Raw genomic sequence first — 20,012 nt, 5'->3', positions numbered from 1 at the left:
GCGCAATTGAAAACCTTTAATCGCAAAGATTTTCTCTAAAAAATGGGCTAAGTTGGCACTGATTTAATTTATAAACGGGAGAAAAATTCATGTCGCAAACAGTTAAGCTAAAAGGCAATGACATCGCAGTTAATGGCGTTTTCTTGCAGGCAGGTACAAAAGCAAAACCTTTCACCTTAGTCGCAAAAGATCTCAGTGAAGCTACACTGGAAACCTATGTCGGTAAACGTAAAGTATTAAATATTTTCCCAAGTGTTGATACTGGCGTTTGTGCAGCCTCTGTTCGTAAATTTAACCAACTCGCGAACGACCTTGATAACACCGTTGTTCTATGCGTATCTGCTGACTTACCTTTTGCTCAGGCTCGTTTTTGTGGTGCAGAAGGTTTGGACAATGTCGTCACATTATCGACTTTCCGTAGTGCCTCTTTTGCTGATGATTATGGCGTGGCAATCGCAAGCGGCCCACTCAAAGGCCTTACAGCGCGTTCAGTCGTTGTATTAGATGAAAACGACAAAGTTATTTACAGCCAGTTAGTTCCTGAAATCACAGAAGAACCTGACTACGATAGCGCATTAAATAGCTTGAAATAAGCTTATTGTGTTATCGGAACCCTAATAAAAAAGCGGGATGCTCTCCCGCTTTTTGCTCTTTTATCTCTCAAGATTATCTTTCAATCATTATCATATTAATCAACATACGCCCAATAAAGAGGGTGATGGTTTTTAGCATTAACAACATTAATAAACAATTGATTACCCTTCATATAGCTAATCAATGTATGAGATAAGGTACTTAAAATTTTTAGCGCTTGATCCTGCGTAACAGGGCAACAAGACGTTAAAATATCAATGATTAAATCACGGGGCTTGTGCCCATTTTTGACTAACACTTCCCACGTAAAACGATTTTTCTTCGTGAGGTATTTAACCGCCGCTTTATTCATTAAATAAAGCTCCGCAGCTGACGCCGCTGACTCAAACATATCATTCTTATAATGGCATTGGTCCATATATTCGCGTAGCTTGAGATTGACAACAAAATTAATCGTGAATTGATCCATGGCAACTCCTTGTAGGCATAACCCCATTAAAAAAGATGAGTACCCAATACAGCAGCTGTCTATGTTATATAGCAGGAAAAATAGCCAACAAGCAAGCAAATTGCTCAACATTCGCTCAGATTGAATGGTATCAGTACGGATAAAATGTAAAAATAAACCTAAAGGGCTGAAATAGAGACCTAGCCCTTTTCTGCTTGCCTATCTTTATATCATTGAAGAATATAATTAATCCATATGTTGAGTTATTTCTAACGCAGTACCTTTATTCTCTTGCGTGAATTGTAAGTGTGTTTCACCACCCTCAAATTCCTGAATAATGTTTAATTTTTTATCCCCATCCCAACGGTAGTTAATTGCAATGCACCCTTCGACTGGACATGGCATGCTCATATTTTTTTTAATGGCTAATTTTTCAGCCAAGAAAAGTGGAGCATCTTCAATTAATCCACTACGGTATTGCTTATACGCCTCAGATAAAGTGCTGCCCATAAAATAACATTTAGTCAGAGCACCATTTTCATAGATTTCATCCATGGTTTGATTTTCATCTTGGCAATATTTATTCAATCCATCGTTTGGGATGGCTGTCTCTGCCTGACTAAAAGCACTCGCACCAAACAGAACAGTCACTAATGTAAAAACTAAACGTTTATTCATTTTATTTAATCTTGCTCTTTTTTTGCATTAAGGCCATATTCTCGGAGTTTATTCGCTATTGCCGTATGCGAAATATCCAAACGTTTGGCTAATTTACGCGTACTCGGATAATCACGATACAAGCGTGATAACACCGAAGCTTCGTAGCGTTTGGTAATTTCATCCAGAGAACCATTTAATGAGTCTAGTGCAAGCGTAGGTGTATTTACCAGATCTGGCAATTGGATATTATCTGCATCTAATGTATTTCCCTCAAGCTGTGTTAGCCCTTGGTATAATGCATTTCTTAATTGACGAACATTACCTGGCCAATAATAACTGCTTAAATATTCAATTAATGACGGTGCTAATTTGGGTTCAGCAATATTGAGTTCCCGTGAGAAACTTGCAACAAACGTTTTAGTCAGTGGTAAGAGATCTTCTTTACGTTCACGCAGTGGTGGGATAGTCAGCGTTAATACGTTTAAACGATAATAAAGATCTTCCCTAAATTTTTTCTCTGCGACTAATGCAGGTAAGTTTTTCTGCGTTGCACAAATTACCCGTACATTAACTTTCACTTCACGTTCTTCGCCAACTCGCCTAAAAGTTCCATCATTTAAAAAACGTAGCAATTTAATTTGCATTTGAGGGGACATTTCGGCAATTTCATCGAGTAAAACCGTCCCACCATTAGCTTGCTCAAAGAAGCCTTTTTTTCCTTCAACGGCATTTGGGTAGGCCCCAGCCGCATAGCCAAAGAGTTCACTTTCTACAACATCATCGGGCATCGAAGCGCAGTTTAAACCTAAGAACGGCTCTTTGCCTCTCGCGCTGTGTAGGTGACAGGCTTTGGCTAAAATATCTTTCCCTGTGCCTGTTTCCCCCACCAGCAACAAGGGTTCATCTAGCATTGCGATACGTTTTGCGCGTTCAACAACATTCGACATGACAGGGCTAACAGCGATTATTTGCTCAAAGCCACTACTGTCAACCTCAGTAACTTGTTTGCGTTGTTTATCTAACACCGCAACAGACTTAAGGAGTAAAACAGCCCCCGTGCAATGGGACTTACCGTTTTCATCAGCCAAAATAATCGGGGTTACCTGCATCAAATAGTCTTGGCCCTTTATCATGACTTTTTCGCTATAAGGCTCTGGAGATTCACGCTCAAACCAGCGTATTAACCCATGACTTCCGACTAATTGAGAAAAGGTTTTTTCACGAATGCGTGTTTCATCATAACCAAATAGGTGTAATGTCATTGGATTAACCAACTCAATATTTAGTTTATTATCAATCGACAAAACCGCTTCTGGAAATGAATTTAGCAATGCCCATACCGCTTTATGTTCCCGCTCAGATGGCATGAAAAAAATACGGCGGACATCAATCACGCCATTAATTCGACGTATTTCGGCCATCAAAGAGCTAAATACTTGGAAATCAACCGGGGTAAAGTTAAGGTATATGCGACGCTGCGGTGAAATTTCAATTCCTTTTAGATCAATATTTTGCAGAACTAATAGATCGAGTAATTCACGCGTTAAACCAATCCTATCTTGGCAAGTCACTTCGAGGCGCATGGAGGGAAACCTTATTAAAGAAGTCGATTTGATGGGCACATTTTAACGTTAATCTTAATGAGAAGACAGTGTTTGTGTCACATATTGTTGACACACTGTAATCCAATCAAGTTTAGCCGAATAAAATGACAATTTTTGACTATTTTCCGCTCATTTAGGGAGGTATTAATAATAATATTAAGAAATAATACTGCAAGGTGAGCAAAAACTGTCAACTCACCCTGCCATTAAAAATGCTTTAACTGTTTGCCTTTTTACTGGGAATAACGTTCTTTAACTGACCAATTAATTGATGACGAAAATCTGCTAGCCGTGGCTTATTGTCAATCCAAGGTAATGGGCGACACAGTTCCATAGCCTTAATACCTAAACGTGCCGTTAATAACCCAGCCCCGATCCCTTGCGCCGCACGAGTCGATAACCTCGCGGTAATATCCTGCGATAGCCAATCCATACCAACTTCCCGAATAAGCTCAGAAGCTCCAGCAAAAGCAATATTAATCAATACCATACGAAAAAGTCGAATACGGCTATAATAACCTAACTCAATCCCATAAATCGCTGCAATTCGATTAATCAAACGAATATTGCGCCAAGCAATAAATGCCATATCAACAATTGCTAAAGGACTCACCGCAATCATTATGGCCGACTCAGCACTACAGCGGCTAATTTCTTTTCGCGCTTGCTCATCAAGGATTGGCTGAACCATTTGGCTATATAATTCAACAACCTCACGGTCATTATGAGAGTCATGTAACATGCTTTGCCAACGTTGAACCGCAGGGTGTTGCGCTGGTAATGCCGATTGCTTAGTCAATTTTTCACAGAAATCTTTCCCTTTCCCCATTCCATGACTATGCAGTAATTCACGAGCGAAATCCCGTTCTTCAGCACGTTCACGTAGTCTATATAAACGACGCCATTCACCCACAATAGACCCGACGCCTGCAATGACAATCAAGCCACCCGCTGATGCCGTACCTAGTGCAGTCCAATCTTGGGTTACCCACGATTGGTGGATCCAAATCCCTAACTGAGCAACAACACTGACCGAAAAAATGCCCACAGCCGTACCAATAAGCTTGCGCCAAAAAGTGCGTTTTGGTCTTAAAGCGTCATTTATGAGGCTTTCGACCTCCCCATCTTGGGCTTCTAACTCAGCTTCAACGGCTACAGGGGTAAAATTTTCAAATTCATGCTCGTCAAATACACGGGCTTGCCTCAGTTTTTCCGCTTTTTCATCGGAAATATCATCTACGAAATCAAGTCGTTGTTTTATTGGTTCCTTCATTTTAATTTATCTCCCAATAAAAATTCTAACGCGCTATCCATCCGAATATGCGGCAGTGGTTGGTCAATAGGGGTCGGCTGAGGCCTAAAATTTTCAAACTGAAAGCCTTGCTGCTGCCAAAATTGTTCAGTAGGCAAACGTTTTGGCACTTCCCCAGGGTAAAATGTCAATGGCTGCCCATCACTTAAGCGCTCACCTTTCAATGCGGGTAACTTTTCCCCTTTATAATCCACCATGCCGCTCTTTGTTGCTTGAATAGAAGCGAGCCCCATACAGTCCATACTAATACCTTCAAACGCCGCATGCTGCCACGCTTCTTGCACCAATTGTTGCAGTAAAGAAACTAAGTTAGCGTGTTGATCAGGGGTAACATGGTCAGATTTACTGGCAGCAAATAATAGCTTATCAATACATGGAGAAAATAAGCGCCTCAGTAACGTACGTTTTCCATAATGAAAGCTACGCATCAATTGTGTTAGCGCCATGCGCATATCATTAAACGCTTCAGGCCCACTGTTTAGCGGTTGCAAGCAATCAACCAGCACAATTTGCCTATCAAACCGCTGAAAATAATCGCGATAAAACCCTTTCACCACATGTTCGCAGTAATATTGATAACGCTGTTGCAATGCGCCAAAGTTAGTGTTCTTCCCTGCTTGTGCTAAAGCTTTTGCCCCATATTTTGCAACATTTGGCCAAGGGAAAAACTGTAAAGCAGGGGCTCCATCCAGCTCCGCGGGTAAAACAAAACGCCCCGGCTGAATAAAATGTTGCCCTTGTGCTTTGCATTCAATTAAATACTGCGTATAGGCTTTCGAAATTTCAGCCAATAAATTTTCATCAACGGGTGCTAATGGGTCGCACTTTTCACATAAAGCTAACCAAGACTGAGCTAAATGAGCCCGCTCCCCCTTAATTAGCGTATTCATTTGCTCTGACCAATCGATAAAACTGAGATCGAGCATCGGTAAATCCAGTAGCCATTCCCCAGGATAATCAACAATTTCTAAATATAAGGATGAGTTATCAACAAAATGGCGCAAGAAAGAGTCATCAGAGCGATAATGTAGCTTTAAGCGAATTTCACTTACACCACGGGTCGGTGTTGGCCATTCAGGTGGCTGCCCATATAATGATGCGATCCCCTCATCGTAAGCAAAACGTGGAACAGATAAATCACGATGTGGAATGCGTTTTACACCCAGTAACCGCTTGTCTCTCGCGGCGGAAAATAAAGGTAAACGGGCACCTGTATTCACATTTAATAATTGATTGACCAATGAAGTAATGAATGCCGTTTTACCACTGCGGCTTAGCCCCGTTACTGCTAATCTGACATGACGATCAACACTTCGATTCATCAAATCTGTCAATTCATTTTGCAGGCGTTTCATGCTCCTCCCCAGACTTTCCATTGAAATTCATCATTCATCTTACTCAATATTTTGCGCAATAATTTGGCATAATACAAACTGTATTAGCTTAAACGTTTGATGAGCAAATTAATTATCCATTTGCTGCTCAATAATTTAATGATCTTCCCTAGGATACCCGCAGGGCCATAAGTAAGTAAGAATACAAAAACAATCTTAAAAGCTTTTGCTAGGATACGTTGTTTTGCGTATTTTTTGATTCGCTGTTGAGAAATTTTTGTCATATCGCGTATCTCCACTCCCTATACACAAAAACAATAAGCAAAAGGGATTCGGTAAAAACCTAACCCCTTTTCTGTGATGGCTATGAAATTAGTTTATAAATCGCGGAATTTACTGTTAACGGTATAAGTATCTGAAGTGACGTAACGCTCAATTTGGCGTAGCTTCATTTCACCTGATTTTAGCTGCATATCAATTTGATTGATCAAGCTGCTAACTTCAGGGCCAATATCTTGTTCACTTCGATACCCACTTGGGGCGGTTTCCACCACAAAACACATAACAATATACAAAATGAGTGTGATACCAAAGCTCATAAATAAAGCCAAAACGGCTAATGCCCTGACCAAAGCGACGGGTAATTCTAAATATTCCGCAATACCAGAACATACACCACCAAACACACGTCTGTCTGACAAACGGTAAAGTTTACGGTTGCGAAATTGAGTCATTATTTTTGCCTCCAATTCGGGTGTTCTGCATCCAAAATATCTTCAAGCGTCTTAATACGTTGCTGCATGCGTGAAGCTTGCTCCGCTAATTGCATTAAGCGCTGCACTTCATTTTCAGTTAGCTGGCTCCCCTGTCCGTTATTTTTTTTGCTGTAGTGCAACCACAACCAAACAGGCAGAACAAAAATAACAAAAATGATTAATACGAGAGACAGTAAAACGTAGCCCATCACATTTCCTTATCAATATGGTTATATCTATTTGCCACTCTGACACAAACCATCAGAGTGGCAAAATACAATTACTGGTCTTTATTAATTTTAGCTTTAAGTGCCGCTAACTGCGCGCTAATTTCATCATCAGCTTTAAGTTCAGCAAATTGCTGATCTAACGATTTTTGCTTACCGATACCGTAGCTTTGAGCCTCACCTTCCATGTGGTCAATACGGCGTTCAAATTGCTCAAAACGCGCCATCGCTTCATCCATCTTACCGCTATCTAATTGACGACGAACATTGCGGCTAGATTGTGCGGCTTCCATACGAACCACCATCGACTGCTGTTTCGCACGTGTTTCTTGCAATTTGTTTTCTAATTCTGAAATTTCACTTTTTAAGCGAGCCAATGTTTCATCAACAATGATCAGCTCATGTTTTAAAGTATCAACCATCGCGCTGACTTTTTGTTTTTCAATTAAAGCCGCACGCGCTAAATCTTCTTTATCTTTAACTAGCGCTAACTCCGCTTTTTCTTGCCAGTCAGCAACTTGTTTTTCACCCATTTCAATACGACGCTCTAAACCTTTTTTCTCGGCTAAAGTACGCGCAGATGTTGAGCGAATTTCAACTAACATGTCTTCCATTTCCTGAATCATCAGGCGGATCATTTTTTGCGGGTCTTCAGCTTTATCTAAAAGCGAAGCGATATTTGCATTAATGATGTCGGCAAAACGTGAAAAAATACCCATTATTTATTTCCTCTTGATGGATTTATCATTTCTGTAGCGCCTGACCTGATTTGGCTTCCAGCCAATCTGACGCTCCGTAAGTTAAACAATTTATTTTATTGCATTCAATCTTTGGTACATCTTTCTTAGAAAAAACATTGCAACCTGCGTGCCAACTTTTTTAATTTTTAATAATTGGTTGATTTTATTGAAATTAGTAAATCACCTTTACATCATTCACATTTCGTTTATAGTTAATGAATAGGTAATTAAAACCAACTTTTGGTAAATTTGACCATGAAAAATACTAACGATACGATCCTTGGCGTCTCCAGTAATTTTTTAGATGTGCTCGAACAAGCATCCGAACTTGCCCAACTAAATAAACCCGTATTAGTCATTGGAGAACGCGGTACGGGTAAAGAACTAATTGCAGACCGTTTACATTACCTTTCTCCTCGTTGGCAAGAAGCCTTTATCTCTCTCAATTGCAGTGGACTCAATGAGAATTTGCTGGATTCTGAACTATTTGGCCATGAAGCGGGGTCATTTACAGGTGCACAAAAACGCCACCAAGGCCGCTTTGAGCGTGCAGATAAAGGTTCTTTGTTTCTTGATGAGCTCGCAACGGCACCAATGTCTGTACAAGAAAAGCTATTAAGAGTCATCGAATATGGTGAATTAGAACGTGTAGGCGGTAGCCAATCTCTACGTGTGGATGTGCGTTTAATTTGTGCAACGAATGCAAATTTACCTGAACTTGCCAAGCAAGGTCGGTTTCGTGCAGATTTACTGGATAGACTCGCATTTGACGTGATCCGTATCCCGCCTTTACGTGAACGCCAACCTGATATCCTATTACTTGCTGAGCATTTCGCTATTTTAATGTGTGGGGAGCTAAAGCGTTCGCACTTTACGGGGTTTACTACTGAAGCTGAGCAAGCTTTATTGCAATACCCTTGGCCGGGAAATGTGAGAGAGCTAAAAAATGTCATTGAGCGTTCTGTCTACCGCCATGGCGATCAAGCGAATCCTGTTAATACCATTGTGTTTGACCCATTTGGTGAAAGACTTGCTGAGTTACATGAGGTTACGACAAAAAAAACGGAAGTTCCTTATTCATCAAGTGTTTTACCCACGCTACCTTGTAATTTGCGATTATGGCAACAAGATATTGAAAAACAGCTACTTGAACAAGCGCTTGCGCAGAACCATTACAATCAGCGAAAGGCAGCCCAGTCCCTATCTCTAAGTTACGATCAATTGCGCGGGTTAATGAAAAAGTATCAAATCAAAATAGAAAATTGATAAACCTAATCTAATTTAAGCAATGTTAATCGATATTACTTAGGCTATTAATTCATTGCTTGTCCACTGTTTGTTTTTTAAAGGTCTTTTTTCTTACTAAATATTTCAATGTCATTATTGTATAAATTAAAATAATTAAGTATTTCCTCATAATAACAATTTATTAGCCAAACACTCCCCCTAATAATGACTATTTCCAATAACATAAAGCTTAAATAAAAATATTATATTCATATCAATTAACAGAAAAAATAATTTGACCAAAGTTAAATTCCCGATGAATATCAATAAAAAGAAAAAATACCACATCGACTATGCTGGTAATGGAAAATCATTTCATTCAAATTATTTATCATTTTTTCTTTTTCAGTTTAATTAAAATTGAAATTAAAATTTCAATACAGTTAAGAACGTAATTTGCATCTTTTAGTTTTATCTACTTTTTTTACAGATTGTCATAATTCACCACAATGATAAATATATTTATATGATATTTATATTCATATCATTTCTATAGCACAAGGAGCTTATTATGAAAAAAATAAATAAATTTGCTATCCCTTTGTTGCTTTTAGGGATATCGAATGTGAGCTATGCCGAATCATTAATGCGAACTTTTAGTTACTGTGATGCCTCCTTTTTCAAAAAAATGAATGAATACCCTGTTCTACAGGATGTTTCAGAAACGTTAAAGCAAGCTAACCTTAACAATAGTATACCTTTTTCAGTCGATCTTAACTTTTCCCCAACAGGTGTTGTCACTTTTAACCGTTTTTTTGTCAGCCATTCAAACTTTGATAAGTATGATAATTTTACCTACATGGGTATGCGGGGGCAGTATTATTTTTGGGGCTTTGAAACAACGCAAAGTCTTGATGAAGTTATCCGGCACACATCGACAAAAATTAGCATTCTTAAGATTGGTAAGAGCTATATTTACGCCCCGATGATCCGGCATAATTTAAAAGATAAATGGATATTTAATGAATACGCGGCTCAAAATTATGGCTTAGAGCCCTATGCTGCTGAAAAAATGATGATTATTGAAAAGGATGAACAACGTGGTGTCGTCCGTTTTTTATGTACACTGCAAGGTAATGTTACTGAAGAAGACCTAAAATTTGTTGGTTTAGAATAACAAGTACACTTTGTGTATTAAAAAATAGATAAAAAAAAGCCAGCACCCAAGCTGGCTATCAAATAAAACACTGGAAGCAATGTGAGCAATGTCATGCCTGTCGACATAAGTATATACTTAAGTGACAAAGCGAATGATAATAGTTATCAGTGTCATTTGTAAAGCTTTTTAATGAGATTTTTTCTCATTAAGACATACTTCAATGATAAACTTAATAATTTAACTTTCATAAATTATATTCTTACTTTTCTTGCCTGTTTTTTGAGCAATTACTAACTCGAATTTTGCTTATACCCAGAACGCCCTTTTTTGCGCTACAATAGGTCAATTCAGGTTAACGATATCAGTGTTATGCGCCGACTAACTCTTTGGTTTTTATTTCTTATATTTGCCTCTGCCAATGCGCTCAGTAGCCAAGAGCGTTATACTGACATTGTAGCGAATGAGGTCCCTGCGGATATCCGCCAAAAGGGATTCATTTACTGCGTGAATGGTATTGTAACAACATTTAACCCACAACTAGTGAGTAGTGGCCTTATCGTTGATCCCCTTGGCGCACAAATATATGACCGCTTACTGGATGTCGACCCATTTACCTACCGCCTTATTCCAGAGTTAGCCGAGCGTTGGGAAATCCTCGATAACGGGGCAACTTATCGGTTATACCTAAGAAAAGATGTTAAATTTCAAGAGACGCCTTGGTTCACTCCATCACGCAATATGAATGCGGACGATGTGGTTTTTAGTTTTGCGCGAATGTTTGAAGTGAACCACCCCTATCATTATATTAATGGTGGTCGTTATCCCTACTTCGATAGTCTGCAATTTGCAAGTAGCGTGCAGAGCATTCGCAAAATTAATAATTACACAGTGGAATTTCGTTTGAACTCCCCTGATGCCTCGTTTCTATGGCATTTAGCGACCCACTACGCTCCAATTCTTTCTGCCCAATATGCAGACTCACTTTCAAGTGTTAACCGCCAAGAATTGATTGACTGGCGCCCTGTCGGTACTGGACCATTTAAGTTAGATGATTATCAAGCTGGTCAATTTGTACGCCTGCTAAGAAATGACCACTATTGGAAAGGCCAACCTCGTATGGAAGAAGTCGTGGTTGATATGGGGGCAGGCGGCACGGGGCGTATTTCTAAACTCCTCACTGGGGAATGTGACGTGTTGGCGTATCCTGCCGCTAGCCAGCTAAAAGTCCTACGTGATGACCCTCGTTTACGCATTTCCATGCGTTCTGGGATGAATATTGCCTATTTAGCGTTTAATACCAGTAAGCCACCACTGGATCAGCTCAAGGTGCGCCAAGCAATTGCTTACGCTATAAATAATGAACGATTAATGCAATCGATATATTATGGCACTGCGGAAACAGCAGCATCTATTTTACCACGAGCTTCATGGGCTTATGATAATCAAGCAAAAATTACCGATTACAACCCTGAGCTTTCCAAACAAATGTTACAGGATATGGGGTTAGAAAATTTAAAATTAGATTTGTGGGTACCTATTGCATCACAATCTTATAACCCGAGTCCATTAAAAATGGCGGAGCTTATTCAGGCGGACTTAGCCCAAGTCGGGATCACCATGAATATCCGTTCTGTTGAAGGTCGTTTCCAAGAAAATCAGCTAATGGATAGAACCCACGATATGACGTTAGCGGGCTGGACGACAGACAGCAACGACCCAGATAGCTTTTTCCGACCTTTACTCAGCTGTGCGGCAATTGGTTCACAAACCAACTTAAGCCACTGGTGTAACCCCTCATTTGATGACGTTTTACATAAGGCATTACTGACACAGCAATTAGCCTCACGGATTGACTACTACCATCAAGCTCAGCAAATTTTAGGTGAAGAACTCCCTATTCTCCCTCTAGCTTATTCTTTGCGCTTACAAGCTTATCGTTTTGATATGAAAGGGTTAGTGATCAGTGCCTTTGGAAACACATCTTTTGCAGGGGTGTACCGTGAAATGGAGCAAAAACCACAAGCTGCACCGAAAAAACAAGAGGCGCAACCATGATCATTTACTCATTACGCCGCTTTTTGCTGTTATTGGTCACCGTCTTCTTTTTGTCGCTGGTGAGTTTTAGTCTAAGCTATTTCACCCCTAATGCCCCGCTCAGTGGTGCCTCTCTCATTGATGCGTATATTTTTTACTTTGACGGTTTATTGCATTTTGATTTTGGCGTATCCAGCATTAATGGCGAGCCAATCACTGAGCAGCTCAAAGACACCTTCCCCGCCACCATGGAACTGTGTATTTTGGCGTTTATTTTTGCCTTAACAACGGGTATCCCCCTTGGCATTATTGCCGCGTTTTGGCGTAATAAACCCGCAGATATTGCTATTAGTGTGTTTGCCTTACTGGGCTTTTCCGTTCCCGTATTTGTTCTCGCTTTAGTGCTGACTCTGTTTTTCTCATTACACCTTGGCTGGCTCCCTGTTTCAGGCCGTATTGACCTCCTCTATAACCTGAAACCCGTTACAGGATTTGCGCTAGTTGATGCATGGCTTTCCGACTCACCTTATCGTAAAGATATGATAATCAACGTATTAGAGCATATGATTTTGCCTGTCCTCACCCTTGCGTTAGCACCAACGACTGAAGTCATTCGCTTAGTGAGAAACAGTACTGAAGAAATCGCGAGTGAAAACTACATCAAAGCGGCTGCAATTCGTGGCCTTTCACGCCTTAAAATTATTCGTCGCCATATTTTTCATAATGCTATTCCCCCAATTATTCCCAAGCTTGGCCTACAATTTTCGACAATGCTAACACTCACTATGGTGACTGAATTGGTGTTTAACTGGCCGGGACTTGGGCGTTGGCTGGTAACTGCAATCCGCCAAGAAGACTATTCCGCGATTTCTGCTGGTGTTATGCTAATTGGTGCATTAGTGATTACTGTCAACGTGCTTTCTGATATTTTAGGCGCGATGATGGACCCGTTAAAACATAAGGATTGGTATGTCCTCAGATAATTTTTATCGTGAACAGAAAATGCCATCCCCAACACGGGTGGTATGGAATTTATTCTCATCGGACATCGTTTCAATGGTTGGCTTTTTTGGCGTGTTATTTTTGCTTATTTTGTGTTTTATTGGTCCTTATCTCGCACCGTATGCCTTAGATCAGCAGTTTTTGGGATACCAATTAACCCCACCTTCTTGGTCTCATTATGGTGATGTTGCTTTCTTCTTCGGTACTGATGATCTTGGGCGTGACATTTTAAGCCGTTTATTAATTGGGACTAAATCCACGTTTGGCTCTGCAATCTTTGTCACCTTTATTGCTACCGTTATTGGCTTAGTTCTAGGTTGCCTTGCTGGGATGACAAAAGGGTTAAAATCTGCCGTCTTTAACCATATTCTCGACACACTGTTATCCATCCCCTCATTACTTTTAGCGATTATTGTTGTCGCATTTATGGGGGCGAGCCTTGAAAATGCCATGTTGGCCATTTGTCTTGCATTGATACCGCGAATGGTCAGAACAATTTACGTTGCCGTACATGATGAGTTAGATAAAGAATACATTGTTGCCGCCCGCCTTGATGGCGCCTCAAACATCTTTATTTTGTGGTATACCGTCTTACCCAATATTACCCCTATTTTAGTCACAGAACTGACTCGTGCTCTGTCTATTGCTATTCTTGATATTGCCGCTTTAGGCTTTTTAGATTTAGGGGCGCAGCTTCCTTCTTCTGAATGGGGCGCTATGTTAGGTGATACCTTAGAACTGATTTATGTGGCACCTTGGACGGTGATCTTACCCGGCGTTGCAATTATGGTCAGCGTCTTATTTGTCAACCTACTAGGTGATGGGTTACACCGCGCCATCAATGCGGGGGTTGAATAATGCCACTCTTAGACATCCGTAATTTAACCATTGAATTTATGACTGCCAATGGCCCTGTCAAAGCCGTTGACCGTGTCTCGATGACGCTTTCTGAGGGTGAAATTCGTGGCTTAGTCGGCGAATCTGGTTCAGGGAAAAGTTTGATAGCCAAGGCCATTTGTGGCGTAACCAAAGATAATATCCGTGTTACTGCTGACCGCTTTCGTTTTCAAGACATCGACTTACTAAAACTTAGCCCACGCAAACGCCGCAAGTTAATCGGTCATAATATCTCAATGATTTTCCAAGAACCACAATCGTGCCTCGACCCAGCGGCTGATATTGGTAAGCAGTTGATCCAATCCATTCCAGGTTGGACATACAAAGGCCGTTGGTGGCAACGCTTCAACTGGCGAAAACGTCGTGCGATTGAACTTTTACATCGAGTTGGTATTAAAGATCATAAAGATATCATGCGCAGCTATCCTTATGAGCTCACCGATGGCGAATGCCAAAAAGTGATGATAGCCATCGCTATCGCTAATCAACCTCGCTTATTAATTGCGGATGAACCCACAAATGCCATGGAATCCACTACGCAAGCGCAAATTTTCCGTTTACTCGATAAATTAAATCAAAACAATAATATGGGGATTTTGTTAATCAGCCACGATATGGAGATGATGTCAAAATTAGTCGACCGAATTAATGTTTTGTATTGCGGGCAAACAGTGGAAAGTGCGACGCCTGAGGATATCTTACAGCGCCCGCGTCATCCTTATACACAAGCCTTAATCCGCTCCATCCCTGACTTTGAAAGCCCTATTCCCCATAAAGGTCGATTAAACACGTTGCCCGGTGCAATCCCTTCTTTAGAGCACTTACCGATTGGCTGCCGGCTTGGGCCGCGTTGCCCTTATGCGCAACGCACCTGCATTGAAGCCCCACAACTGCGTAATATCAAAAACCATTTAGTGGCTTGCCATTACCCACTCAATACTGAGGAGCAACCCTAATGGAAACGTTATTAGAAGTCCGTAACCTAACGAAAACGTTCCGCTTTCGTGAAGGCTTGTTCCATCGCCACGAACTGCAAGCTGTGAAGCCCGTTAGCTTTAATTTGCAAGCAGGCCAGACCCTTGCAATCATTGGGGCGAATGGTTCGGGAAAATCAACGTTAGCACGCATGCTTTCTGGGGTTGTAGAGCCCACCGGCGGGGACATTATGATAGGTGGAGAGCGTCTCAACTTTGGCGATTATAGTTACCGTAGTCAACGCATCCGGATGATTTTCCAAGACCCTAGCACCTCTCTAAACCCTCGGCAGCGTATCGGACAAACCCTTGAATTGCCGTTAAAACTTAATACTGATTTAACGGGTATTGAACGAGAAAGGCGGATCATTCAAACCTTGCGCCAAGTTGGCTTGCTGGCTGATCACGCCGAATATTACCCTCATATGTTAGCGTCAGGGCAAAAACAGCGCATTGCCCTTGCCCGTGCCCTTATATTACAACCAGAGATTATCGTTGCAGATGAGGCATTAGCATCTTTAGATATGTCCATGCGTTCGCAAATTATTAACTTAATGTTAGATTTACAAGCCAAACATGACATCGCTTATATCTATGTCACTCAACACCTTGGGATGATGAAGCATATTAGCGATAAAATGTTAGTGATGGATAAAGGCGAAGTTGTGGAGCGTGGCAATACAGCTGAAGTACTTGCCGCACCACTCCATGATGTAACCCGCCGTTTAATAGAAAGTCATTTCGGCGAGCCACTGTCTATTGATGCATGGCGGCAAGACTTGTAATCATAGATTAACGAGCAACGGTAACGTTCGCCTTAATATGTTTAAGGTGAACGACAATCGTAAATGTCACTATCACCAACAGAGACCACGCTCCCCATTTCCCAGCATGAACCATTGACCAAGCCCCGATTTGGTTGGGATACTGCCAAACCCCGAAAAAAGTTCCAAAATTTTCGGCTAGCCAGATAAAAAAACCGATTAACATGAAGGCGAGCAACAGTGGCATTTTGCGCTCTTTATCAAGTGGCGTATAAAACACCACACTTCGTGCATACAAACCAAAAATAAATGCGGTTAAGTACCAGCGATAATCATCAATGTAATGGTGGCTAAAGAAATTAATATAAATCGCCAGCGCAACACAGGTTGCCAGCCAATATGGTGGGTAATGTTCGATTCTAACCTTAAAAAAGCGCCATGACTGAATGATATAACTCCCTACCGCTGCGTACATAAACCCCGTAAAAAGTGGTACACCCCAAAGCTTGGTAAAAGCCTCGTCTGGGTATTGCCATGAACCAATAGTGGCTGACGTTTTAAATAACTCCATCATAAAACCAACCAAATGAAACACACAAATCGCTTTTAACTCATCCCATGTTTCTAATTTTGACCACACTAATAAGGCTTGAAATGTAACGGCAAAAATCAGCAAAGCATCATAACGGGGTAATCCTAAAATACCTTTAGCCGGCACTAAAAATAGCGCTAAAAAGAAAAAACCAGCAAATAAACAAGAACGTGCATTGATAAGCCCAAAAAACCAAAATTCTAAAATAAAACGCTTAATGCCGTGACTCTTATTTGGCGTATGTGCCATGAGTTTTTGATCTAATTGACCTAAAAAATTGAGCTTATGACTCATACTCCCCATTTATTCACTCACTTATTATTTAAATTTATTATTCATTTTTATGCATCAGTCAGTGGGGGATTTTATCAAATACGTTTTTAATATGGTAAGGTAACTATCTTAAAACGCTTTAGTTTCTTCATCTTTAGCTGAAATATCTAAGTTTACACCACAAGGCATTATTCACTCGCACTTTCATTTAAATTCACGTTTTATAGTGACGCTCGCACCCGATGGCAATTTGCTAACAGAAAGTAGTGATATACTTAACAAGAGAGATGTTTATTTGCGAGTTATCACCTATTTTATAACTTAGGAGTTCTATGATGAAATTGTATTACGCTCCCGGTGCTTGTTCCCTTTCCCCCCATATTATTTTGCGTGAAACTGGATTAGATTTCACGATTGAACGTGTAAATATCAAAGAGAAAAAGACAGAGAAAGGCGCAGATTTCTTAGCAATAAACCCAAAAGGCCAAGTACCTACTTTAGTGTTAGATAATGGTGAGCAACTCACTGAAGGTGCAGTTATTGTTCAGTATCTCGCTGACCAAAAACCGGATAGAAACCTAATAGCACTTGCTGGTTCAATGAAACGCTATCACCAAATGGAAGCTTTAAATTTTATTTCTACTGAGCTTCATAAAAATTTCTCACCTTTATTTACGCCAGGAACGCCGGAAGACTATAAAGAAACAGTTCGTAAGACATTATTAAATAAATTCAAATATGTCGATTCCGTGTTAGCAAAACAGCCGTTCTTTGCAGGTGACAGTTTTAGTGTTGCGGATGCCTATTTATTTACGGTAAGTGGATGGGCAAAACACGTTGGCCTAGATTTATCAAGCTTAACGCACCTGCAAGATTACATGGCTAAAATTGCAAAACGCCCGAATGTCCAAGAGGCTTTAAAAGCGGAAGGTTTAATCTAAGATTTCAATCATAGCGCCCTAAATCTAAAGGGCGCTATCTCTATTCAATAAGCAATAAACCAGAAATCAGTCTACTTGAGTTGCACAAAACTTATGCTCTGGGTTAACCATTTGGTCTTGAGCCGCGACAAGTTGTAACTCATATTCGCCCATCTCTTTTGTTTTAATCATCACTTCATAGACTGCGGCAGCAACATGCTCAAGGCCTTTATCTAAAGGTTCACCTTTTAATAAATTCACTAGCATCAAACCACTCGTTAAATCACCAACACCCACAGGTTGTTTTTCGCCGAAATCAACTAATGGACGACTAATGTGCCAGCTATGCTCTGCGGTAACTAAAATCATTTCGAAGCGATCAGCTCGATAAGCTGCACGGCTCAAATGTTTCACAAGAACAATCTTTGGCCCTTTGTCACAAAGCGCTCTGGCAGCACCAATGGCCTCCTCCACCGTTTTGATTGTTCTTCCAGCCAAAGTTTCTAATTCAAGCAGATTTGGCGCAATCACATCACTCGCAGCTAAAGCTCTTTCACACAAAAACTCAGAGACACCAGGCGCAACAATACACCCTTTTTCAGGGTGCCCCATCACAGGATCGCAAAAATATAAGGCTTGTGGATTGGCGGCTTTCACTTTTTTCACAATCGCAAGAATATCGTCACCTTGCTCTGCAGAACCAATATAACCACTTAACACAGCATCACATATCTCAAGTTTATGTATCTTAGCTAAGCCTTCAACAATATCGGTTAAATGCTGCGCAGGAAATACACTTCCCGTCCATTGAGGATACTGCGTGTGATTAGAAAATTGTACGGTATTGAGTGGCCACACATCTACGCCCATACGGCACATAGGGAATGCAGCAGCACTGTTTCCTGCATGGCCGAAAACAACATGGGATTGAATTGATAATACGCTTTTCATTGAGGACCCAGAGAATTGTTATATCGAATGAAGAGAAATCAGTGATTAGCCATTGCTGATATAAATATACTCAACTAATTCAAATTACATGTTAGTGACAAGAGAAACTAGCCCAATCAACACCCATCCAACTTGAATTATCGCGAGTATAGCCCGGAAAATTCCGGGCTGATATTACAAAGGTTAGTCAGAGCTATTTCCAATTGATTAAGCAATCGTTTTTCTTACCGCGACGGATAAGGGTATAACGACCAAATAAGCGGTCTGCATCAGTAAAGACATACATTGGTTCTGTTTGTTTTTGACCATTGATGGAGACTGCGTTCGAGCTAATTGCAGTTCTTGCCTGTCCACGAGATGGCGTTAACTCTGAATCAACAAGTGCTTGTTGCAAGTCTGCGCCCTCTTCTAAAGTGATGCATGGCATGCCATCTTGCGCTAATTGTTCAAGATCTGCTTCAGTTAAATCAGAAACTGCACCTGAGAATAAGCTCTCAGTAATACGTTTCGCGGCAGCTAAGCCCGCTTCACCGTGTACTAATTTAGTCACTTGCTCTGCTAAAACATATTGTGCACGTGGTGCTTTACCGCTATTTTTATCTTCTTCTTCTAGCGCGTTAATTTCGTCTAGTTCCATGAAGGTAAAGAACTTCAAGAAGCGATAAACGTCAGCATCCGCAGTGTTAATCCAGAATTGGTAGAATTTGTATTGGCTAGTTTTCTTCGGATCTAACCAGACTGCGCCACCTTCTGTTTTACCAAACTTAGTACCATCCGCTTTCGTGATCAACGGAACTGTCATACCAAATACTTGGTTTTGGTGAAGACGACGTGTTAAATCGATACCTGAGGTAATGTTACCCCATTGGTCAGAACCACCAATTTGTAGCTCTACACCCATTTCATGATTCATATTTGCAAAGTCATAACCTTGTAACAGGTTATAGGCAAACTCAGTGAAAGAGATACCAACATCATCACGGTTAAGGCGTTGCTTAACAGACTCGCGGTTGATCATTTGATTAACAGAGAAATGTTTACCAATATCACGTAAGAAAGTCAGTACATCCATTTTGCCAAACCAATCATAGTTGTTAGCAAGACGCGCACTGTTATCACCACAATCGAAGCTTAAAAACGGTGAAACTTGATTACGGATTTTTTCTACCCACTCTTGAACGGTTTCTGCGGTATTTAATTTACGTTCAGTAGCTTTAAAACTCGGATCGCCGATAAGGCCCGTTGCGCCACCTACCAACGCCACAGGCTTGTGCCCGGCTAGTTGGAATCGTTTTAAACACAGCAAGGGAACCAGATGTCCCAAGTGCAAGCTATCAGCGGTAGGATCGAAGCCACAATAGAGAGAGATAGGGCCCTGCGCCAGTCTCTCTGCTAACGCATCCTCATCCGTTACCTGGGCAACGAGGCCCCGCTCTTGCAATTGTTTAATCAGGTTATTGCTAGACATCAATGACTCCATCAGTTGTATTTGTCTATCTATTTTAGTTTGAATGACCAACGCGTTTTTGATTAATATCGCAAACT

General features: G+C 40.8%; 21 protein-coding genes. 9 read left to right on the top strand and 12 right to left on the bottom strand.

Annotated features, from left to right (window positions below; translation table 11 throughout):
• The first annotated feature begins 89 nt into the window (after positions 1 to 89).
• Complete coding sequence (tpx, locus tag AC4IFT_RS17110; protein ID WP_490734793.1) at positions 90 to 593, top strand: thiol peroxidase; 504 nt, start codon at positions 90 to 92, stop codon at positions 591 to 593.
• Positions 594 to 688: 95 nt separating this feature from the next.
• On the opposite strand, the gene AC4IFT_RS17105 is transcribed toward tpx, so the two are convergent.
• From AC4IFT_RS17105 to pspA, 9 genes are all read right to left on the bottom strand, one after another.
• Positions 689 to 1,063 carry an ATP-binding protein gene (locus AC4IFT_RS17105; protein ID WP_353244146.1) on the bottom strand — a complete coding sequence of 125 codons (375 nt, stop codon included), beginning with the start codon at positions 1,061 to 1,063 and terminating at the stop codon, positions 689 to 691.
• A gap of 225 nt (positions 1,064 to 1,288) precedes the next feature.
• Positions 1,289 to 1,720 (bottom strand): hypothetical protein, encoded by a 432-nt coding sequence (locus AC4IFT_RS17100; RefSeq protein WP_490734791.1) that lies wholly within the window; start codon positions 1,718 to 1,720, stop codon positions 1,289 to 1,291.
• A 5-nt stretch (positions 1,721 to 1,725) separates the two neighbouring features.
• The gene (tyrR, locus tag AC4IFT_RS17095) at positions 1,726 to 3,285 is read right to left on the bottom strand and encodes a transcriptional regulator TyrR (protein WP_490734789.1); all 1,560 of its coding nucleotides are present in this window, start codon (positions 3,283 to 3,285) and stop codon (positions 1,726 to 1,728) included.
• A gap of 238 nt (positions 3,286 to 3,523) precedes the next feature.
• Positions 3,524 to 4,579, bottom strand: coding sequence for a YcjF family protein (locus AC4IFT_RS17090; RefSeq protein WP_490752029.1), 1,056 nt, complete (start codon positions 4,577 to 4,579; stop codon positions 3,524 to 3,526).
• Positions 4,576 to 5,973 (bottom strand): YcjX family GTP-binding protein, encoded by a 1,398-nt coding sequence (locus tag AC4IFT_RS17085; RefSeq protein ID WP_490752028.1) that lies wholly within the window; start codon positions 5,971 to 5,973, stop codon positions 4,576 to 4,578. The genes AC4IFT_RS17090 and AC4IFT_RS17085 overlap by 4 nt, the downstream gene beginning before the upstream one ends.
• Positions 5,974 to 6,056: 83 nt before the next feature.
• The gene (locus AC4IFT_RS17080; RefSeq protein ID WP_490752026.1) at positions 6,057 to 6,236 is read right to left on the bottom strand and encodes a phage shock protein PspD; all 180 of its coding nucleotides are present in this window, start codon (positions 6,234 to 6,236) and stop codon (positions 6,057 to 6,059) included.
• 93 nt (positions 6,237 to 6,329) lie between these two features.
• On the bottom strand, positions 6,330 to 6,686 hold the full coding sequence (gene pspC / locus AC4IFT_RS17075; RefSeq protein ID WP_219248637.1) for an envelope stress response membrane protein PspC: 357 nt from the start codon (positions 6,684 to 6,686) through the stop codon (positions 6,330 to 6,332).
• On the bottom strand, positions 6,686 to 6,916 hold the full coding sequence (pspB, locus tag AC4IFT_RS17070; protein ID WP_206084065.1) for an envelope stress response membrane protein PspB: 231 nt from the start codon (positions 6,914 to 6,916) through the stop codon (positions 6,686 to 6,688). Before pspB ends, pspC begins: the two co-directional genes overlap by 1 nt.
• A 71-nt stretch (positions 6,917 to 6,987) precedes the next feature.
• Positions 6,988 to 7,653 (bottom strand): phage shock protein PspA, encoded by a 666-nt coding sequence (gene pspA / locus AC4IFT_RS17065; RefSeq protein WP_490734780.1) that lies wholly within the window; start codon positions 7,651 to 7,653, stop codon positions 6,988 to 6,990.
• A gap of 276 nt (positions 7,654 to 7,929) precedes the next feature.
• Between pspA and pspF the strand changes: the two genes are divergently transcribed.
• The 7 genes from pspF (at position 7,930) to sapF (ending at position 15,752) form a co-directional block, all read left to right on the top strand.
• Positions 7,930 to 8,940, top strand: coding sequence for a phage shock protein operon transcriptional activator (gene pspF, locus AC4IFT_RS17060; protein WP_490734778.1), 1,011 nt, complete (start codon positions 7,930 to 7,932; stop codon positions 8,938 to 8,940).
• A 532-nt stretch (positions 8,941 to 9,472) separates the two neighbouring features.
• The gene (locus tag AC4IFT_RS17055; RefSeq protein WP_490752024.1) at positions 9,473 to 10,078 is read left to right on the top strand and encodes a hypothetical protein; all 606 of its coding nucleotides are present in this window, start codon (positions 9,473 to 9,475) and stop codon (positions 10,076 to 10,078) included.
• 351 nt (positions 10,079 to 10,429) lie between these two features.
• Positions 10,430 to 12,115: an ABC transporter substrate-binding protein SapA gene (sapA, locus tag AC4IFT_RS17050; RefSeq protein WP_490734774.1), complete on the top strand. Its 1,686-nt coding sequence runs from the start codon at positions 10,430 to 10,432 to the stop codon at positions 12,113 to 12,115.
• Positions 12,112 to 13,077, top strand: a complete 966-nt coding sequence (sapB, locus tag AC4IFT_RS17045) for a putrescine export ABC transporter permease SapB (RefSeq protein ID WP_490734772.1) — start codon at positions 12,112 to 12,114, stop codon at positions 13,075 to 13,077. The genes sapA and sapB overlap by 4 nt, the downstream gene beginning before the upstream one ends.
• Positions 13,064 to 13,954 (top strand): putrescine export ABC transporter permease SapC, encoded by an 891-nt coding sequence (sapC, locus tag AC4IFT_RS17040; protein ID WP_490734771.1) that lies wholly within the window; start codon positions 13,064 to 13,066, stop codon positions 13,952 to 13,954. The genes sapB and sapC overlap by 14 nt, the downstream gene beginning before the upstream one ends.
• On the top strand, positions 13,954 to 14,949 hold the full coding sequence (gene sapD / locus AC4IFT_RS17035) for a putrescine export ABC transporter ATP-binding protein SapD (protein WP_490734769.1): 996 nt from the start codon (positions 13,954 to 13,956) through the stop codon (positions 14,947 to 14,949). The genes sapC and sapD overlap by 1 nt, the downstream gene beginning before the upstream one ends.
• Positions 14,949 to 15,752 (top strand): putrescine export ABC transporter ATP-binding protein SapF, encoded by an 804-nt coding sequence (gene sapF / locus AC4IFT_RS17030; protein ID WP_490734767.1) that lies wholly within the window; start codon positions 14,949 to 14,951, stop codon positions 15,750 to 15,752. The genes sapD and sapF overlap by 1 nt, the downstream gene beginning before the upstream one ends.
• Before the next feature lie 7 nt (positions 15,753 to 15,759).
• On the opposite strand, the gene AC4IFT_RS17025 is transcribed toward sapF, so the two are convergent.
• Positions 15,760 to 16,626 carry a DUF817 domain-containing protein gene (locus AC4IFT_RS17025; protein ID WP_490752022.1) on the bottom strand — a complete coding sequence of 289 codons (867 nt, stop codon included), beginning with the start codon at positions 16,624 to 16,626 and terminating at the stop codon, positions 15,760 to 15,762.
• 305 nt (positions 16,627 to 16,931) lie between these two features.
• Between AC4IFT_RS17025 and gstA the strand changes: the two genes are divergently transcribed.
• Complete coding sequence (gstA, locus tag AC4IFT_RS17020; RefSeq protein ID WP_490734892.1) at positions 16,932 to 17,537, top strand: glutathione transferase GstA; 606 nt, start codon at positions 16,932 to 16,934, stop codon at positions 17,535 to 17,537.
• A 66-nt stretch (positions 17,538 to 17,603) separates the two neighbouring features.
• Here the strand turns inward: gstA and pdxY are convergent, their stop codons facing one another.
• Together pdxY and tyrS are read right to left on the bottom strand one after the other, a co-directional pair.
• Positions 17,604 to 18,467 carry a pyridoxal kinase PdxY gene (gene pdxY / locus AC4IFT_RS17015; RefSeq protein ID WP_490734763.1) on the bottom strand — a complete coding sequence of 288 codons (864 nt, stop codon included), beginning with the start codon at positions 18,465 to 18,467 and terminating at the stop codon, positions 17,604 to 17,606.
• Positions 18,468 to 18,660: 193 nt separating this feature from the next.
• Positions 18,661 to 19,935, bottom strand: coding sequence for a tyrosine--tRNA ligase (tyrS, locus tag AC4IFT_RS17010; protein ID WP_206084053.1), 1,275 nt, complete (start codon positions 19,933 to 19,935; stop codon positions 18,661 to 18,663).
• Between the last annotated feature and the right edge of the window lie 77 nt (positions 19,936 to 20,012).

It is taken from the genome of Providencia sp. UF-183 (assembly GCF_058246155.1).
Note: the sequence above shows the minus strand (reverse complement) of the source record. Positions and strands in the feature narration are given on the sequence as shown.

Bases quoted from the DNA above. Each gene is read 5' to 3' on its own strand.
- tpx (WP_490734793.1), top strand. From the start codon at position 90: ATGTCGCAAACAGTTAAGCTAAAAGGCAATGACATCGCAGTTAATGGC.
- AC4IFT_RS17105 (WP_353244146.1), bottom strand. From the start codon at position 1,063: ATGGATCAATTCACGATTAATTTTGTTGTCAATCTCAAGCTACGCGAA.
- AC4IFT_RS17100 (WP_490734791.1), bottom strand. From the start codon at position 1,720: ATGAATAAACGTTTAGTTTTTACATTAGTGACTGTTCTGTTTGGTGCG.
- tyrR (WP_490734789.1), bottom strand. From the start codon at position 3,285: ATGCGCCTCGAAGTGACTTGCCAAGATAGGATTGGTTTAACGCGTGAA.
- AC4IFT_RS17090 (WP_490752029.1), bottom strand. From the start codon at position 4,579: ATGAAGGAACCAATAAAACAACGACTTGATTTCGTAGATGATATTTCC.
- AC4IFT_RS17085 (WP_490752028.1), bottom strand. From the start codon at position 5,973: ATGAAACGCCTGCAAAATGAATTGACAGATTTGATGAATCGAAGTGTT.
- AC4IFT_RS17080 (WP_490752026.1), bottom strand. From the start codon at position 6,236: ATGACAAAAATTTCTCAACAGCGAATCAAAAAATACGCAAAACAACGT.
- pspC (WP_219248637.1), bottom strand. From the start codon at position 6,686: ATGACTCAATTTCGCAACCGTAAACTTTACCGTTTGTCAGACAGACGT.
- pspB (WP_206084065.1), bottom strand. From the start codon at position 6,916: ATGGGCTACGTTTTACTGTCTCTCGTATTAATCATTTTTGTTATTTTT.
- pspA (WP_490734780.1), bottom strand. From the start codon at position 7,653: ATGGGTATTTTTTCACGTTTTGCCGACATCATTAATGCAAATATCGCT.
- pspF (WP_490734778.1), top strand. From the start codon at position 7,930: ATGAAAAATACTAACGATACGATCCTTGGCGTCTCCAGTAATTTTTTA.
- AC4IFT_RS17055 (WP_490752024.1), top strand. From the start codon at position 9,473: ATGAAAAAAATAAATAAATTTGCTATCCCTTTGTTGCTTTTAGGGATA.
- sapA (WP_490734774.1), top strand. From the start codon at position 10,430: ATGCGCCGACTAACTCTTTGGTTTTTATTTCTTATATTTGCCTCTGCC.
- sapB (WP_490734772.1), top strand. From the start codon at position 12,112: ATGATCATTTACTCATTACGCCGCTTTTTGCTGTTATTGGTCACCGTC.
- sapC (WP_490734771.1), top strand. From the start codon at position 13,064: ATGTCCTCAGATAATTTTTATCGTGAACAGAAAATGCCATCCCCAACA.
- sapD (WP_490734769.1), top strand. From the start codon at position 13,954: ATGCCACTCTTAGACATCCGTAATTTAACCATTGAATTTATGACTGCC.
- sapF (WP_490734767.1), top strand. From the start codon at position 14,949: ATGGAAACGTTATTAGAAGTCCGTAACCTAACGAAAACGTTCCGCTTT.
- AC4IFT_RS17025 (WP_490752022.1), bottom strand. From the start codon at position 16,626: ATGGGGAGTATGAGTCATAAGCTCAATTTTTTAGGTCAATTAGATCAA.
- gstA (WP_490734892.1), top strand. From the start codon at position 16,932: ATGAAATTGTATTACGCTCCCGGTGCTTGTTCCCTTTCCCCCCATATT.
- pdxY (WP_490734763.1), bottom strand. From the start codon at position 18,467: ATGAAAAGCGTATTATCAATTCAATCCCATGTTGTTTTCGGCCATGCA.
- tyrS (WP_206084053.1), bottom strand. From the start codon at position 19,935: ATGTCTAGCAATAACCTGATTAAACAATTGCAAGAGCGGGGCCTCGTT.